This window comes from Lentibacillus halophilus, from assembly GCF_055395055.1.
Genome location: NZ_AP043750.1, coordinates 700329 through 717096, shown reverse-complemented (window position 1 = coordinate 717096; position 16768 = coordinate 700329). Strand labels below are relative to the sequence as shown.

16 protein-coding genes are annotated in these 16768 nt (G+C 49.7%); all 16 read left to right on the top strand.

Features of this window, described 5'->3' with window-relative positions:
* Nucleotides 1-66: 66 nt before the first annotated feature.
* The 16 genes from ACZ5Q7_RS03260 to wecB all read left to right on the top strand — a co-directional run bounded on the left by ACZ5Q7_RS03260 (nt 67) and on the right by wecB (nt 16597).
* Entirely contained in the window at nt 67-1353 is a 1287-nt protein-coding gene (locus ACZ5Q7_RS03260; RefSeq protein WP_343751704.1) for a UDP-N-acetylglucosamine 1-carboxyvinyltransferase, read from the top strand.
* A gap of 150 nt (nt 1354-1503) precedes the next feature.
* Complete coding sequence (gene glpX, locus ACZ5Q7_RS03255) at nt 1504-2472, top strand: class II fructose-bisphosphatase (protein ID WP_343751705.1); 969 nt, start codon at nt 1504-1506, stop codon at nt 2470-2472.
* A gap of 511 nt (nt 2473-2983) precedes the next feature.
* The gene (gene rho, locus ACZ5Q7_RS03250; protein ID WP_343751706.1) at nt 2984-4264 is read left to right on the top strand and encodes a transcription termination factor Rho; all 1281 of its coding nucleotides are present in this window, start codon (nt 2984-2986) and stop codon (nt 4262-4264) included.
* Between the two features lie 142 nt (nt 4265-4406).
* Nucleotides 4407-4652 carry a type B 50S ribosomal protein L31 gene (locus ACZ5Q7_RS03245; RefSeq protein WP_343751707.1) on the top strand — a complete coding sequence of 82 codons (246 nt, stop codon included), beginning with the start codon at nt 4407-4409 and terminating at the stop codon, nt 4650-4652.
* Nucleotides 4653-5131: 479 nt separating this feature from the next.
* A complete protein-coding gene (locus ACZ5Q7_RS03240) occupies nt 5132-5743 on the top strand; it encodes a thymidine kinase (RefSeq protein WP_343751708.1) in 612 nt (203 codons plus the stop codon).
* A gap of 328 nt (nt 5744-6071) precedes the next feature.
* Nucleotides 6072-7142, top strand: a complete 1071-nt coding sequence (prfA, locus tag ACZ5Q7_RS03235) for a peptide chain release factor 1 (RefSeq protein WP_343751710.1) — start codon at nt 6072-6074, stop codon at nt 7140-7142.
* A 3-nt stretch (nt 7143-7145) separates the two neighbouring features.
* The gene (gene prmC / locus ACZ5Q7_RS03230) at nt 7146-8000 is read left to right on the top strand and encodes a peptide chain release factor N(5)-glutamine methyltransferase (protein WP_343751711.1); all 855 of its coding nucleotides are present in this window, start codon (nt 7146-7148) and stop codon (nt 7998-8000) included.
* Between the two features lie 84 nt (nt 8001-8084).
* The gene (gene spoIIR, locus ACZ5Q7_RS03225; RefSeq protein ID WP_343751712.1) at nt 8085-8723 is read left to right on the top strand and encodes a stage II sporulation protein R; all 639 of its coding nucleotides are present in this window, start codon (nt 8085-8087) and stop codon (nt 8721-8723) included.
* Between the two features lie 66 nt (nt 8724-8789).
* The gene (locus ACZ5Q7_RS03220) at nt 8790-9191 is read left to right on the top strand and encodes a GNAT family N-acetyltransferase (protein ID WP_343751713.1); all 402 of its coding nucleotides are present in this window, start codon (nt 8790-8792) and stop codon (nt 9189-9191) included.
* A 292-nt stretch (nt 9192-9483) separates the two neighbouring features.
* Nucleotides 9484-10506 (top strand): L-threonylcarbamoyladenylate synthase, encoded by a 1023-nt coding sequence (locus ACZ5Q7_RS03215; RefSeq protein ID WP_343751714.1) that lies wholly within the window; start codon nt 9484-9486, stop codon nt 10504-10506.
* 140 nt (nt 10507-10646) lie between these two features.
* Nucleotides 10647-11201 carry a manganese efflux pump MntP gene (locus tag ACZ5Q7_RS03210; protein WP_343751715.1) on the top strand — a complete coding sequence of 185 codons (555 nt, stop codon included), beginning with the start codon at nt 10647-10649 and terminating at the stop codon, nt 11199-11201.
* Nucleotides 11202-11338: 137 nt separating this feature from the next.
* On the top strand, nt 11339-11890 hold the full coding sequence (locus ACZ5Q7_RS03205) for a low molecular weight protein arginine phosphatase (RefSeq protein ID WP_343751716.1): 552 nt from the start codon (nt 11339-11341) through the stop codon (nt 11888-11890).
* 132 nt (nt 11891-12022) lie between these two features.
* A complete protein-coding gene (locus tag ACZ5Q7_RS03200) occupies nt 12023-12580 on the top strand; it encodes a TIGR01440 family protein (protein ID WP_425542354.1) in 558 nt (185 codons plus the stop codon).
* 244 nt (nt 12581-12824) lie between these two features.
* Complete coding sequence (locus tag ACZ5Q7_RS03195; RefSeq protein ID WP_343751717.1) at nt 12825-14057, top strand: serine hydroxymethyltransferase; 1233 nt, start codon at nt 12825-12827, stop codon at nt 14055-14057.
* A gap of 752 nt (nt 14058-14809) precedes the next feature.
* On the top strand, nt 14810-15439 hold the full coding sequence (gene upp, locus ACZ5Q7_RS03190; RefSeq protein ID WP_343751718.1) for a uracil phosphoribosyltransferase: 630 nt from the start codon (nt 14810-14812) through the stop codon (nt 15437-15439).
* Nucleotides 15440-15481: 42 nt separating this feature from the next.
* Entirely contained in the window at nt 15482-16597 is a 1116-nt protein-coding gene (wecB, locus tag ACZ5Q7_RS03185) for a non-hydrolyzing UDP-N-acetylglucosamine 2-epimerase (RefSeq protein ID WP_343751719.1), read from the top strand.
* Nucleotides 16598-16768 lie beyond the last annotated feature (171 nt).

Genomic DNA, 16768 nt, shown 5'->3' with positions numbered 1-16768 from the left:
CAGTCGGACGTTTGCCACTGGAGCATTCGCTCACATCTTAGCGTTTGTTAAGAGAGGTGCTCACCATTGCAAAAGATACTGATTGAAGGTGGCCATTTACTAAATGGAAATGTCCAGGTTCATGGTGCTAAAAACAGTGCTGTGGCGCTGCTTCCGGCGGCATTATTGGCTGACTCCCACGTCGCGATTGAAGGATTGCCGAACATATCCGATGTTTATGATTTGGGTGACTTACTCGAGGAAATTGGCGGTCATGTTAACTGGGACGGTCGGACAGTCCATATTGATCCCGCCAATATCGTCTCGATGCCGCTCCCGAATGGAAAAGTGAAAAAGCTCCGTGCCTCGTACTATTTCATGGGTGCGATGCTGGGCAAATTCAATCAAGCTGTGATTGGCCTTCCCGGCGGCTGTCATCTAGGTCCGCGCCCAATTGATCAGCACATTAAAGGGTTTGAAGCGCTTGGTGCCACAGTTACCAATGAGCAGGGCGCCATTTACCTCCGTGCCAATGAACTTCGCGGTGCCAGAATTTATCTTGATGTCGTCAGCGTCGGAGCAACCATTAATATCATGCTTGCCGCTGTCAAGGCAAAAGGAAAAACGATTATTGAAAATGCCGCAAAAGAACCGGAAATTATCGATGTGGCGACCCTTCTGACGAATATGGGAGCCAAGATCAAAGGGGTCGGAACGGATGTCATTCGCATTGAAGGGGTGCCGTCGTTGAATGGGTGTCAGCATGTCATTATCCCGGACCGGATTGAAGCCGGCACCTACGCGATCACCGCAGCGGCACAAGGTGATGAAGTCATTATTGATAATGTCATCTCACAACACCTGGAACCCGTCCTGGCCAAACTGCGGGAGATGGGTGTACGGATCGACGAAGGTGATGAGCGACTATTGATTGCTCCGAAAAAACCGCTAAACAGTGTTGATGTCAAAACATTGGTATACCCCGGATTTCCGACCGATCTGCAGCAGCCGTTTACGACCCTGCTGACTAAAGCCAACAACACTGGCGTCGTCACCGATACCATTTACTCTGCACGTTTAAAACACATTGATGAATTGCGGCGAATGAATGCATCGATAAAAGTCGAGGGCGGCTCAGCCATTGTGTCGGGTCCCACTCAACTGGAAGGTGCTCGTGTCACAGCCAGTGATCTGCGTGCAGGTGCCTCACTGGTCATTGCCGGTTTGATGGCAAAAGGTGTCACCGAAATCTCAGGTATTGAACACATTGACCGGGGTTATGAACAATTGACTGAGAAACTGAACAGCCTCGGTGCCAACGTATGGCGAGAAGAAATGAATGAACAGGAAATCGAACAATTTCAAAATTCCTGACAAAAGCTCGAGAGCGACCGCATAGTGAGGTACGGAGCCAGCCGCTGAAGACTGGAACATTGCTATACATCACACGATAAAAACATGAGAACCCTCCGTATAGACGTCCTTTTGGGATGAGGATATTTTCATGAAAAAGGAGAGGGAAAAATGGAACGAAGCTTAACCATGGAACTGGTTCGCGTGACAGAAGCGGCCGCACAATCATCAGCACGCTGGATGGGGCGCGGCAAAAAAAATGAGGCGGATGACGCGGCAACGTCAGCCATGCGCGATGTATTTGACACCATTCCCATGCAGGGAACCGTCGTCATCGGTGAAGGGGAAAAAGATGAAGCGCCCATGCTTTATATTGGGGAAAATCTCGGCACAGGCTCGGGGCCAAAAGTGGATGTTGCGGTCGACCCGTTGGAAGGGACAAACATCGTTGCTCAAGGGACATGGAACGCCTTGTCGGTCATAGCAATTGCTGATGCAAAAAATCTGCTGCATGCTCCGGACATGCATATGAAAAAAATTGCTGTCGGGTCAGAATCCGTTGGCAAAATTGACATTAACGCATCGGTGAAAGACAATCTCGAAGCTGTTGCCAAAGCACGGAATAAAGCCATGGAAGACTTGGTTGCCATCGTTCTTGACCGGCCGCGTCATGCGGAATTGATTGAGGACATCCGATCGGCCGGCGCGCGCATTAAATTGATTCCAGATGGCGATGTGGCTGCGGCCATGAATACGGCATTCGATGACACGGGCGTCGATATTTTAATGGGCATTGGCGGTGCTCCCGAGGGCGTCCTGAGTGCGGTTGCGCTGAAATGCCTCGGCGGTGAAATACAGGGGAAACTGATGCCGGCCAACGATGACGACGTTGCCCGTTGCAACCGAATGGGCATCGCGGACTTGGAAAAAGTATATTATATGAATGACTTTTGCGGCGGTGATGATGCGATTTTTGCCGCAACCGGTGTAACCGATGGCGAACTATTACAGGGCGTTCAGTTCAAAGGAGCGAAGGCAACGACCCAAACGGTTGTTATGCGTGCCAAAAGCGGGACCATCCGCTTCATTGACGGTGAACACAGCCTGGATAAAAAACCGAATCTCGTTATTCAGCCGTAACCCATGGCCGACATCGAGATATCGAATGATCTTAGGAAGAAAGCTGCATGTCCGGCTTTCTTCTTCATTTTAACCATTTCCCAATCGGATTCACGATAACCACGACAGGCAAGGAAGGATCCAAACGTGGGTGTTTATTCCTTGTCACCAGCAATAAAATTCCTCATTACTATCCAAAAAAATAAAACAATAGAGTTGATTATTGACGCGTAACAGGTTATCATGGTATATGTTTATTTATTGAGGTGAACGGTCAAACTATAATGATAGACGAACTTCTATTCTAGCTTCCGGTTACTCTTCCATTTCTTTGATATGTTCAGGCAAACGGAATAGGATAAGCCGTCCACGTGTCATTCTGGACAAGCCTGCCACTCAGCAGCGTGTACACGCCTGAAACCTGCCAATCAGTAATACAAAAAGAAACATTGAACAGCGGTGACGTGCTTCATACAGCCGTCAACGATTGGTTTCATTAATCGTATGCAAAATGAATAAGTGTGGTGATTGAATGGCATCATTAAGCATTTCCCATCTGGAGACATTGACTTTAAAAGACATCTATGCTCTGGCCAGGGAATATAAAGTATCGTATTATGCAAAAATGACAAAGCGGGAACTGATTTTTGCCATATTAAAAGCACAGGCGGAAAAAGACGGCTTTTTGTTTATGGACGGAATCTTGGAAATTATTCCATCAGAAGGATTCGGCTTTCTCCGACCCATCAACTATTCCCCGAGTACAGAAGACATTTACATTTCCGCGTCACAAATTCGTCGGTTTGATTTACGCAACGGTGATAAAGTATCAGGGAAAGTTCGCCCGCCAAAAGAGAATGAACGCTATTACGGGATTTTGCACGTTGATGCGGTCAACGAGGAAGACCCGGAGACCGCTAAGGAACGCGTCCACTTTCCAGCACTGACGGCATTATATCCCGATAGATTCATGCCGTTGGAACGGCAGTCAAAAAATCTATCCACCCGCATTATTGATTTAATGACACCGGTTGGATTTGGACAACGCGGCCTGATCGTCGCACCGCCAAAAGCCGGAAAGACCATGCTGTTGAAAGAAATAGCCAACAGCATTTCGACCAACCATCCGAGTGCGAAACTGATTATTTTACTGGTGGATGAACGTCCGGAAGAAGTGACGGATATTGAACGATCGGTCCATTCCGATGTGGATGTTGTCAGCTCGACATTTGATGAGGTTCCCGAAAGCCATATTAAAGTCTCGGAACTGGTGCTCGAGCGTGCCATGCGTCTGGTGGAACAAAAGCACGACGTCGTTGTTTTAATGGACAGCATTACACGACTTACCCGTGCTTATAACCTGGTCATTCCACCGAGCGGCCGAACACTTTCCGGTGGTATTGATCCGGCGGCATTTCACCGACCGAAGCGATTTTTCGGAGCAGCGCGAAATATTGAAGAAGGCGGAAGTTTCACAGCGCTGGCAACGACACTCATCGATACAGGGTCACGGATGGATGATGTCATCTATGAAGAATTTAAAGGAACAGGTAACATGGAGCTCCACTTGGATCGCAGCCTGGCCGAACGCAGGATTTTCCCTTCCATCGATATTCTGAAATCAGGCACGCGGAAAGAAGAATTGCTCGTTTCCAAAGATCATCTTGATAAAAACTGGACGATCCGTAAAACGATGCAGGATTCCCAGCAATTCCTGGACCGGTTTTTAAAACGCATGCGCGCCACGAAAAATAACGAGGAATTCTTACAGAAAATGGATGAGGAAATGAAGCGGAAGAAGACAAAAACGTGACGGATGACTGACGGCTATTGCAATCATAACGGTGCGCTGTTATAATCTTTTTATGTGAGTTTTAGGGTATCGTCAGTACCTGTCTGGATGTTGCAATTACTCTGTTTCCATAGGTTACAGGGCAAAAAGGAGTGGAAAAATTATGAAACAGGATATCCATCCGGAATACAGAAACGTCGTGTTTTTGGACACAAGCTCGGAAGTTAAATTCATGAGCGGATCCACAGCCTCATCCGATGAAACCATCGAATGGGAAGACGGCAACACGTATCCGTTAATCCGCGTTGAAATCAGCTCAGCGTCACACCCGTTCTATACCGGTCAGCAAAAAGCAGACAAAGCCGGCGGACGCGTCGACCGATTCAAACGCAAATATAACATGAAGTAAGACAAAAAGCTGAGACGACTGATCAGAAGCGGACTCATAAGCAAGGGGCTGTAAAACGCCTGGTTTTTGGCGTTTGGAAGGCCATTGCTTATGACGGCAGCTTCTAGGAGTCGAATCTGGATTGGTTAAAAAGTGGAGTGTGCTCGGTCAGCGGCGACATGCGTAAGTAAGAAAACCGCAGAACGGCGATTTTCCCGTTCGGAGGGTTTATTACTTACGACACGAGCCGCTAGCACACGGAACTGGATTAGGCAGAAAGATGAACGGGCTCGGTCAACGGCGACATAGCTGTTAGTCGGTTCATCTTAGCTGAGACAAAAAATGGAAACCGGTTATTCCCGGTAAAACTGGCTTGAATGCTGGTTGAAAAACAGGCAAAGCATCCATTTTGCCTGTTTTTCACTTTTACGGCCGGGATATGTCAAAGTCATTATCCACAGACTACATAGTAAAGGTGTTTCTGGAAGGGAGATCCTGTCATGCACGTTATGAACCAAAACGGGTGGGTGGAAGTCATTTGCGGCAGCATGTTCTCCGGAAAATCGGAAGAACTCATCCGACGAGTGCGTCGTGCTGCCTATGGTCATTTAACTGTACAAATGTTTAAACCGTCTATCGATGATCGGTTTGCCGAGGATTCCGTCGTGTCACATAATGGAACCTCGATTATGGCACACCCGGTACGCGATGCGGCGGATTTGCTGGATAGTGTCCGCAACCGCCATTTAGATGTTGTCGGTGTGGACGAGGTGCAGTTTTTTGACGACGGTATTGTTGCTGCTGTCGAGACATTAGCGAATAGAGGGACTTGTGTGTTGGCAGCCGGCTTGGATACGGACTTCCGCGGTGAATCGTTTGGTCCAATGCCGACATTGATGGCACGAAGCGAATCGGTCTCCAAACTGAATGCCATTTGTCCGATTTGTGGATCTCCCGCAAGCCGCACCCAGCGACTAATTAATGGCCATCCCGCCTCGTATCATGATCCGGTCATTATGGTCGGCGCATCGGAGTCGTATGAACCAAGGTGCCGTCACCATCATGATGTCCCGGACAAACCTAGAACCGTGACAGCAGCGGCAGTTAATTAAGTAAAAGAAAGAGTGCTCCGGCGCTCTTTTTTTGTGGGATAACTAACTGAATTCCCGTGTCATTTGACCGAATTCATGCGGAAACCGACCGAATCTGAGCCCAAAACTGACCGAATCATCGCCCCGTGCGGCTGAAATGTCCTGTAAACCAACCGAATCACCCGCAATAACGGCCGACCTCGTCGTACCATCCGCTCTCGTTGTACCTGATTCGACCAGCCGTATTGCCAGAACCAACCAAGTCTGTGGACCCACATCGCCGTTTCATTTTGACCTCCCTGCCCCCGTATATTATAATTATACTGTTAATCGAAAAGAGGTGACCGTTGTGTTAGAACGATTGCAATCGCTTGAAGAACGGTATGACACGTTAAATGAACTGCTCAGTGATCCGGAAATCATCAATGATACCAGTAAATTGCGCGAATATTCCAAGGAACAATCCGACCTTGAAGAAGTGGTCCAGGCCTATCGGAAATATCAAGACGTGACGCAGCAGCTGGACGAGGCGAAAGACATGTTAGCTGAAGAGTCGGATGACGACATGAAGGATATGGCCAAGTCGGAAATCGAACAACTCACCACTGACAAGGAGCAGCTGGAAGAACGGTTGCGGCTTCTGCTTTTGCCGAAAGACCCCAACGATGATAAGAACGTCTTTATGGAGGTGCGCGCGGCAGCAGGCGGTGACGAAGCCGCTTTGTTTGCCGGTGATTTGTACCGGATGTATGTCAAATACGCCGAACATCATGGCTGGAAAATCGACGTTGTTGAGGCGACGACGACCGGAGTGGGCGGTTATAAGGAGATTATCTTTATGGTGAATGGGACCGGAGCCTATTCCAAGCTGAAATACGAAAACGGCGCCCACCGCGTACAGCGTGTCCCTGACACTGAATCCGGCGGTCGCATTCATACGTCAACGGCCACGGTAGCTGTTTTGCCGGAAGCGGAAGATGTGGAAGTGGAACTCAATGATAAAGACATCCGCGTGGACACGTTCGCATCCAGTGGACCCGGCGGGCAAAGCGTCAACACGACGATGTCAGCGGTGCGCTTGACCCATGATCCGACCGGTATCGTCGTTTCCTGTCAGGATGAAAAATCCCAGATTAAAAACAGGGAAAAAGCGATGAAAGTACTGCGTGCGCGCATTTATGACAAGTACCAACAGGAAGCCCAGGCGGAGATTGATGAAAACCGCAAATCCGCAGTGGGTACCGGTGACCGATCGGAGCGCATCCGTACGTACAACTTTCCGCAGACACGCGTCACCGATCATCGCATCGGGCTTACCTTGCAAAAGCTCGACCAAGTCATGGAGGGCAAGTTGGATGAGTTTATCGATGCCTTGCTTTTGGAAGAGCAAACGAAAAAACTGGAGGAAATTGGTGAATAAATAATGGCAACCAATGTGGAGAAGCTGCATGACGTCCTACGCCGGGCGTCTCTTTTTTTACAAGAAAATGGACGGGAGCCTGCCTTAGCTGAATGGCTGCTGCTGGACTGTCTGGGCGTCTCACGAACCGAGATGCTCACGATGTTGCGCGAATCGGTCCCTGAGGCAGTTGCCGAGCGATTTTGGAACGGTATCCACCAGCATGTAACATCTGGTGTGCCGCTGGAGCATCTCACGGGAAAGGCATCCTTTTACGGGCGGGAATTTCACGTGAATCGGCACACCCTCATTCCACGACCGGAAACGGAAGAACTGGTTGAAAAGGTGATCCGCACCGTTCCGCGGGGGCCGTTGACGATTGCTGATATCGGTACCGGGAGCGGTGTAATTGCCGTAACACTGGCCCTGGAATTGCCGCGAGCCACGGTCTATGCAACGGACGTGTCACAAGAGGCGCTTGACATGGCCGGGACTAATGCCATCATGCTCGGTGCGGATGTGCGGTTTCTGCACGGTGATTACCTCGCGCCCCTGATCAGCAACACCATCCGGCCGGACATCATCGTGTCCAATCCGCCTTATGTAGCTGAACACGCCAAACCCGATCTTGCCGACACAGTTAAAGATTTTGACCCGGCATTGGCGTTGTTTGCAGGAGATGACGGCTTGGACGCGTATAAAGCCATCATAGCTGACGTGCCCAAAATCCTGCGTAAGCCGGGACACGTATTTTTGGAAATCGGCTATGAACAGAGCGAGTCTGTCTCAACCCTGCTCCAACAGGCCATGCCGGATAGTGCGATTCATACCATACAGGACATCAATCAACACAACCGCATCATCCACGCTGCTCAATGAGTAAATAACTGCTCAATGACCCGTATGTTTTTGGCTTCCCTTGTCCAGACTGTTGCTAAACAGGTTGGAGAGGGGATTTTTCAAATGAGGCAGATTAAGATTCTATTTGCGGTCTTTATATTTTTTATTCTATTATTTTCGATGCCTTTTACGAGTGCAAGTGATGAAATAGATTCCAATGACCAATCCAATGACGAATCCGATATAAAGGTCATACCGGATGAGGCCATTCGGCTGCGTATTTTAGCTAACAGCGACAAACCGGACGACCAAGAAGTGAAGCGGAAAGTCCGTGATGCGGTAAATGCTGCCATTACGGACTGGGTTGAAGACATAACCAGCATTAACAAGGCGCGGTCAATGATTGAAAACCGTATGCCTGATATCCGACAAATCGTTGACGATGTATTGGAGGAAGAGAACGTTGAAACGGCAGCGGAGGTAGAATATGGGGAAAATATCACGTTCCCCGCTAAGTTGTACGGATCATTGTTGTATCCTGCCGGTGAATACGAAGCCGTGCTGATCACGCTTGGTGAAGGAAACGGGTCGAATTGGTGGTGTGTGTTGTTTCCTCCATTGTGTTTTTTGGATTTTTCCAATGGAACGAGCGCGGCGCAGGCTGAGAGCAAGGGTGACGACGAAACCGACGAATCCGATGACGACAAACAGGCGAAAGACGAGGCCAACGTGGAGTTTTTTCTCTTTAAATGGTTCGACTAGTCATAGGTTATCTAGTTTCGGCATATCATGATAGAAACATAACTATTAATCGCCGAGGTGAAGAAAATGGAATTGATCGCAGCGAATCGCGCACCAACTGACAAACTGGAAACCTTTCTGGAAAACAATGACGACGTCCAAGGGAATCTACTGCTGAATAAAGGCTATGTTGTTGAAATAGAGGGAGCGATTGAAGGCTGTTTTGTTTTGGACACTGTGGAAGAGGGAATCTACTGGCTGAAGCAACTCTATGTCACGAAAAACGCCGCTGAATCGTTACCAGTCCTTTTGGAAACCATTCTGACGTTAGCCAAGGAAAAACAAGCAAAACACATATTTGTCCACAGTCACCAGCCAATGGTCGATGTGTTGCTCGAGGCATTGCAGTTTTATCCACAAAAAGAAAACAAATGGGTGCAGGATCAACCAATTGAAACCGGAAATTGGTGGATGTACAACGTTTCTTGAGGAAAACTCACCACTTATCCACTGATTTCTGTTGATAACATGTGGGTATTTGTGTATAAGTTGAAAATTTTATACACATGGTGTTGATAAACGCATACTGTTTTCGTTGCATGTCCGGAACTAGAATGACCAAACAGATGGGTTCTGGAAATCAGTTGTGGATGCACTTGTGGATGACAAATGATAGGCTTCTAGAATGTGATTCCAGTCATGGCATGATGGAGGAAAAACAGTCTTTGCGTATCATTCCGCCATCGTCTACAATGTAGGTTGGAAATGGAGGACAGTGACGATGGAAACGAAACGATGGACCATTCATCACGATGACATGGATCAACAAGCGATCAACGACGCCTCCGGGCTGTTGCGGAACGGATGGACGGTTGCATTTCCGACTGAAACGGTATATGGACTGGGGGCCGATGCAACGAATGAAGCAGCCGTCTCAGGTATCTTCCGGGCCAAAGAACGGCCGGAAGATAACCCGCTCATTGCACATGTCGCCACCAAACAGCAGCTGCGTCGATTGACGGATGAACCTTCCCCAGTGGCTGAGCAGCTGATCAACGCGTTCATGCCTGGACCGATAACGTTAGTGCTTCCGGAAAATGGCACGTGCGCCCGTAACGTGACAGCCGGGTTATCCACAATCGGTGTGCGCATTCCGGATCACCCGGTGGCCCAGGCATTGCTAGAAGCATGCGATACCCCGATTGCCGCGCCAAGTGCCAATCTATCCGGCAAACCAAGTCCGACAATAGCCGAACACGTGTGGGCGGATCTGCACGGAAAAATAGCCGGCCTTGTGGATGCGGGACCGACCGGGGTTGGTGTGGAATCAACGGTGATCGACTGTACCCAGGACATACCGGTTATTTTGCGCCCGGGCGGCATCACAAAAGAGCAACTGGAAACAGTATGTGGCACCGTTATGGTCGACCCAGCACTCGCAACCACCGGCGAGAAACCGAAAGCACCCGGCATGAAGTACACCCACTATGCACCGGACGTTCCGATGTGGCTGGTGGACGGGTCAGCTGCCGCCATACAAGCGGTGATTGACCGCCAGCACCGGCACAACAAACGCGTCGGCGTCATGGCGCAGACACAAATGGCGGCGAGACTGAAGGCGGATAACGTCATTCCACTCGGGTCGGACCTGTCCGAAGTGGCTGCCAGCATTTATGACGCCCTGCGCCTGTTCAAATACGAGGATATCGATGTTATTTTATGTGAGACGTTTCCGAAAACAAACATTGGACAGGCCGTTATGAATCGCTTGCAAAAAGCAGCATCCGATTATATCTCCCCTTAACGGCAAGTCTGGAAGCGAATGGTGTCACCAACCGTTCTGGCAATGACTTCTCCATAAAAGCGCCCATTTTCTCGGTATTAGGCATATATGCGTCCTCTCCTGCATAGGCTGAATTAGCTTGTCCGGGGAGAGGATTGGAAATGACAGCCTATTATGCGGGGGAGTTGGTATCCCTCATGCTTATGGCGATGGCGCTTGGGATGGATGCATTTTCCGTCAGCCTTGGTTTGGGAATGCAAAAACTCAGGCTGAAGCGCATTGCTTTGATTGGAATCATTATTGGGTTTTTTCATGTCCTTATGCCATTTATCGGTATTTTACTGGGACAAGCCATTTCGAGCCAAATTGGCGACTACACGGTACTTGCCGGGGGATTGCTGCTGTTCGGCATCGGGGCCCAAATGGTTTTTTCCGCGTTTAATCATGAAACACCACAATTAGCCCAGCCAGTGGGTATTGGCCTTTTATTTTTTGCACTCAGTGTCAGTCTGGACAGCTTTTCCGTCGGTCTCAGTCTCGGTTTGTCCAACGTGCGCACCGTGGTCACACTTCTGGCGTTCGGAACGACCAGCATGGTACTCACATGGATCGGTCTGATTTTGGGCAGGAAAGTGCACGGGCTGCTCGGCGTGTACAGTGAAATTCTCGGTGGAAGCATATTATGCGGATTTGGACTGTATATTTTGTTCGGGTGACAGGCTTTCTGCCGGTAATGGCGGAGAGTCTTTTTAATTTCCACATTTCGCCGTTGATCGGTTGCTCTTTTTTCTGACAATACGACCATTTTTATGGTATAATTTAGATAGAAAGTACACCAATCGGAGGCTCATCCATGAAACTATTGTTTGTATGTACCGGTAATACGTGCCGCAGCCCGATGGCGGAAGCACTGGCCAAACATCGTCTGCCTCATGCGACGGTGCAGTCAGCAGGTATATTTGCCCCTGACAACCAGAGTCCGAATGATATGGCCCTTGAGGCGCTGAAGCAAAAGGGTCTGACCATAAATACGACATCCCAGCCGGTGACGGACGACTTGCTCAACTGGGCGGACGTGGTGCTCACGATGACGACCCGGCATAAGCAATCATTGATTTTGGACTATCCCGATTATCAGGAAAAATACTACACGTTGAAGGAATACGTCGCCCAGTCGGATCAAGCCGTATGGGATGAGCTGAAGCAACGGTATACCGACTATGAATTGAACAGCAAAGCCGGGACACAGGACGAGCGGGCAGAAATGGAACGCTTGGAAAAACGGCTTATTCATTACGATATTTCCGATCCGTTCGGCGGAGACTTGGCCGTTTATCAAGAAACGCTGAATGAATTGGAAACATACGTGGATGAATTGGTGAAAAATATTAGGGACCAGCAGTGAGGAGCCGGCCGGTCTCGGGAACGTTTATGACAAAGACGCGTGCTTGCCTGACGTGCGTGCAGGCATGACAGGCAAGCAGCTGCAGTATCGATAGACATCACATATTTTCTGGAGGGTTGCTAGATGACGGATATGGAACAAGACCAACAACAGCTCAAACAGGACATGGATCAAATCGTCAACGAATGGATAGCAAGTGGCCATCTCCAGCAGGGTGATCTGGTTGTCATCGGCTGTTCCACGAGCGAGGTAGCCGGTGAGCGTATCGGCACATCCGGAAGCGGAGAACTGGCGTCGATTATTTTTCAAGCACTGACATCACTGAAGGAAAAAACCGGCATCACCCTCGCTTTTCAATGCTGTGAACATTTGAATCGCGCATTGGTCGTCGATAAAGAAACATTGAACGAGCGGCAACTGCGACAAGTGACGGCCATTCCGGTCCCTGAAGCAGGTGGTTCGTTAGCATCGCTTGCATTTCAGCAAATGGACAAAGCCGTTCTGGCCGAGTCGATTACCGCGGATCACGGCCTCGATATCGGGGAAACTATGATCGGCATGCACCTGCGCCCAGTGGCCATTCCGCTCCGGTTCAATCATCGTTCGGCCGGGCATGCCAGAGTTAATGCAGCACGCACACGACCTAAGCTGGTCGGGGGCAAACGGGCGGCATATCCACCATCTCAATAACCAGTGGGACTGGGATAAAAGACGTTTCGTTAAATAAGATACGAACGATAATGTATCATTAGTCTGTGAATGGTTTCGGATTATTTGCTTAATGACATGAGCGCGGGGGCAGGTATTCCAGCGGGAGGAAACGTTTTAAATACATCGTTCGTATTCAGAAGTGATTTGTTCGTTTTGTCCCAGCCCCTTCACGGGCGATGAAGCATCCATGAAAGCAGACCACATTCCAAAGGAGGAACCACCGATGGACCATTTGAAAGAAGATAAGGAACTGTTTGAAGCTGTACAGGCAGAAAAGGATCGTCAACACGATAAAATTGAATTGATTGCATCAGAAAATTTTGTATCCGGAGCGGTTATGGAAGCCATGGGATCGGTGCTGACGAACAAATACGCGGAAGGCTATCCAGGTAAACGCTACTACGGCGGGTGTGAACATGTCGACGTCGCGGAAAATTTGGCGCGCGATCGGGCAAAAGAATTGTTCGGAGCCGATCATGCCAACGTCCAGCCGCACTCGGGTGCCCAAGCTAATATGGCTGTTTATTTTTCCGTGCTCGACCCGGGTGATACGATACTGGGCATGAATTTGAATCATGGCGGCCATCTGACACACGGCAGCCCCGTTAATTTCAGCGGAAAACTGTATCATGTAGTTGACTATGGCGTGGATCCCGAAACGGAGAAGCTGGACTATGACGCGGTGCTCGAACGTGCCAAAGAGGTGCAGCCGAAATTGATTATAGCCGGTGCCAGTGCCTATCCGCGCGAGATTGATTTTGCCAAATTCCGGGAGATTGCTGACGAGGTCGGTGCGTACTTGATGGCTGACATAGCCCATCCTGCCGGGCTTATTGCAGCTGGGCTCCATTCCAATCCGGTGCCGTATGCCGATTTTGTCACAACGACCACACATAAAACATTGCGCGGCCCCCGTGGCGGTATGATTTTGTGTAAAGAGAAGTACGCCAAAGCGATTGATAAAGCTGTTTTCCCCCGCATGCAGGGCGGACCGCTTATGCATATCATCGCCTCCAAAGCTGTATCGTTAAAAGAAGCATTGTCCGATGACTTCAAAACATATTCGGAACAAATTATTCGCAACGCGCAGACGTTAAGCGATGCTTTGAAACAAGAAGGAGCACGCATCGTCTCAGACGGAACCGATAATCACATTGTGTTGATTGATGTGACCCCATTGGAGCTGACGGGCGACATCGCTGAAAAAGCGCTTGACGAGATCGGTATCACGGCCAACAAAAATACTATTCCCTTCGATCAGGAAAAGCCATCTGTCACAAGCGGTCTTCGCGTGGGAAGCGCAGCCGTGACGACACGCGGCTTTAAAGAAGCGGAAATGAAAGAAGTGGCATCAATCATCGCCACTGTTCTGAAACATCATGAGGATGAGCAAGTATTGCGGGAGGCCAAAGACCGCGTGCAAAGCCTCACCAATCAATTTCCAATCTACAAATAACGTATGAGGATGTTCCTTAAAGGGGAGCATCCTTTTTGTATGGAATCATAGAAAGAGATTCCATGTTGCGAGGCGATCCGGTTGATATGTGCGCGCCCTGGTCGATAAATTCTGAATCTGGTTGATATCCCGCGTGATCCGGTCGATAAATCAAGAATCCGGTTGATATCTTGCGCGCTCCGGTTGATAAATTCAGAATCTGGTTGATATCCTGCGCGCTCCGGTTGATAAATTCAGAATCTGGTTGAAATCCCGCGCGCTCCGGTCGATAAATTCTGAATCTGGTTGATATCCTCCGCGCTCCGGTCGATTAATTCCGAATCTGGTTGAAATCCCGCGCGCTCCGGTCGATAAATCCAGAATCTGGTTGATATCCTGCGCGCTCCGGTCGATAAATTCAGAATCCGGTTGATATCTCGCGCGCTCCGGTTGATAAATTCCGAATCTGGTTGATATCCCGCACGCTCCGGTCGATAAATTCAGAATCTGGTTGATATCCCGCGTGATCCGGTTGATAAATTCCGAATCTGGTTGATATCCTGCGCGCTCCGGTTGATAAATTCCGAATCTGGTTGATATCCCGCACGCTCCGGTCGATAAATTCTGAATCCGGTTGATATCCGCCCCTCCATATGATCATCGACTGCCCAGTCTCGCTAACGCCTGATCGTTGCTCGAAGGTTCCTTGCATCCTAGTCCGTTTTTCAGTACAATTTGAAAGATGCCATTTATAAGAAGGAGTGTCGGCAACAATGGGAAACGTACATGTACTGGATCATCCGCTGATTCAGCATAAATTGACGTACATACGTGACAAACATACGGGGACGAAAGAATTCCGTGAGCTGGTGGACGAGGTCGCCGCGCTGATGGCGTTTGAAATCACACGGAATTTTCCGCTGCAGGAAAAAACAACGGAGACACCGATGATGGAAGCAACAACGAATGTCCTTGCCGGTAAAAAAGTCGGTCTGATTCCGATTCTCCGTGCCGGGCTTGGCATGGTCGACGGGATGCTGAATCTCATTCCCGCCGCACGTGTCGGTCATGTCGGAATGTACCGTGATCCGGAAACATTGACGCCACACGAATATTACGTAAAATTGCCGTCTGATATAGAAGAACGCGAGCTGATTGTGCTCGATCCGATGCTTGCAACCGGCGGATCAGCCAATGACGCGATCTACTCGCTTAAAAAGCGCGGAGCCAGACAAATTCGTCTCATGTGTCTCGTCGGCGCCCCTGAAGGCGTGGAGGTCATTCAGAACGAGCATCCGGACGTCGATATTTTCCTTGCAGCACTGGATGAACGACTGAACGATGATGGGTTCATCGTTCCCGGACTTGGTGATGCGGGCGACCGGTTATATGGAACGAAATAGCGCATGCACTCGCGGACGTCATAAGGATGGAGGGGAAACATAATGACGAGACGGATAAAAGTGATGACCATTTTTGGGACGAGGCCGGAAGCGATCAAAATGGCCCCGCTTGTTCTCGAACTGAAAAAACGGGACGATGTATTTGATCCTATCGTGGCTGTAACGGCGCAACACCGCGAAATGCTCGATCAAGTGCTCGATATATTCGGCATCACACCGGACGTTGACTTGAATATTATGTCAGCGAACCAAACGCTTGCGCAGATGACAACGCGTGCGCTGGAAGGCCTTGACACTGTTATGAAGGAGACCGAGCCGGATATGGTGCTGGTGCATGGGGATACGACAACGACATTTGCTGCGTCACTGGCCGCCTATTATAATCAGATTGCCCTCGGTCACGTCGAGGCCGGCTTGCGTACGTGGGATAAATATTCCCCGTATCCGGAAGAGATGAACCGGCAGCTGACCGGCGTCATGGCTGATTTGCATTTTTCGCCGACCGATACGTCCAAACAGAATCTGCTCGATGAAAACAAACCGGCCGATAGCATCGTCGTTACCGGAAACACGGCGATTGACGCTTTGAAAACAACGGTTGATCCTGATTATACCAGCCCTGTCATGGACGAAACGGACGGCAGGCGGCTTGTTCTCGTGACCGCCCACCGCCGGGAAAACCTCGGCCGCCATATGGAGCAGATGTTCCGGGCGATCAAACGACTCGTGGATACGCACGCTGACATTCATGTCGTTTACCCTGTGCATTTGAATCCGGTTGTTCAGGAAACAGCGGCCAGCATTCTCGGTGATGACGACCGGATTAAGCTGATGGAGCCGCTCGATGTGGTCGACTTCCATAACTTCGCGGCGAAATCGCACGTGATTATGACCGATTCGGGCGGCGTGCAGGAAGAGGCGCCATCTCTTGGTGTGCCGGTTCTTGTCCTGCGCAACACGACCGAACGCCCGGAAGGTCTGGAAGCCGGCACGTTAAAATTGGCCGGCACCGATGAGGACGCAATTTTTCAAATGGCGGATGAGCTGCTGCGTGACGGAGACGTCTATGAACACATGGCCAAAGCAGCCAATCCGTATGGAGACGGCGACGCATCAGTCCGGATTGCCGACGCCATCGCGGCTTATTTTAGCATTTAATAAATACGAACAATATATTAAAGAAGTAGTCACCGCTCCGGAAAAACACTACGCTTTCCGCGGGCGCTGATGAGCCTCCTCGTGCTTATCGCACTGCGGGGTCTCATCTAGGCTTTTCATCCCGCAGGAGTCTCCGTGTTTTTCCTACGCTAAACGAAAAATCCGAACTGA

Excerpts from the sequence above, each read along its gene's own strand:
- ACZ5Q7_RS03200 (WP_425542354.1), top strand. The coding sequence starts at position 12,023 with ATGGAACAAGACCAACAACAGCTCAAACAGGACATGGATCAAATCGTC.
- glpX (WP_343751705.1), top strand. The coding sequence starts at position 1,504 with ATGGAACGAAGCTTAACCATGGAACTGGTTCGCGTGACAGAAGCGGCC.
- ACZ5Q7_RS03245 (WP_343751707.1), top strand. The coding sequence starts at position 4,407 with ATGAAACAGGATATCCATCCGGAATACAGAAACGTCGTGTTTTTGGAC.
- ACZ5Q7_RS03240 (WP_343751708.1), top strand. The coding sequence starts at position 5,132 with ATGCACGTTATGAACCAAAACGGGTGGGTGGAAGTCATTTGCGGCAGC.
- ACZ5Q7_RS03210 (WP_343751715.1), top strand. The coding sequence starts at position 10,647 with ATGACAGCCTATTATGCGGGGGAGTTGGTATCCCTCATGCTTATGGCG.
- rho (WP_343751706.1), top strand. The coding sequence starts at position 2,984 with ATGGCATCATTAAGCATTTCCCATCTGGAGACATTGACTTTAAAAGAC.
- wecB (WP_343751719.1), top strand. The coding sequence starts at position 15,482 with ATGACGAGACGGATAAAAGTGATGACCATTTTTGGGACGAGGCCGGAA.
- ACZ5Q7_RS03205 (WP_343751716.1), top strand. The coding sequence starts at position 11,339 with ATGAAACTATTGTTTGTATGTACCGGTAATACGTGCCGCAGCCCGATG.
- ACZ5Q7_RS03220 (WP_343751713.1), top strand. The coding sequence starts at position 8,790 with ATGGAATTGATCGCAGCGAATCGCGCACCAACTGACAAACTGGAAACC.
- upp (WP_343751718.1), top strand. The coding sequence starts at position 14,810 with ATGGGAAACGTACATGTACTGGATCATCCGCTGATTCAGCATAAATTG.
- ACZ5Q7_RS03215 (WP_343751714.1), top strand. The coding sequence starts at position 9,484 with ATGGAAACGAAACGATGGACCATTCATCACGATGACATGGATCAACAA.
- spoIIR (WP_343751712.1), top strand. The coding sequence starts at position 8,085 with ATGAGGCAGATTAAGATTCTATTTGCGGTCTTTATATTTTTTATTCTA.
- ACZ5Q7_RS03195 (WP_343751717.1), top strand. The coding sequence starts at position 12,825 with ATGGACCATTTGAAAGAAGATAAGGAACTGTTTGAAGCTGTACAGGCA.
- prmC (WP_343751711.1), top strand. The coding sequence starts at position 7,146 with ATGGCAACCAATGTGGAGAAGCTGCATGACGTCCTACGCCGGGCGTCT.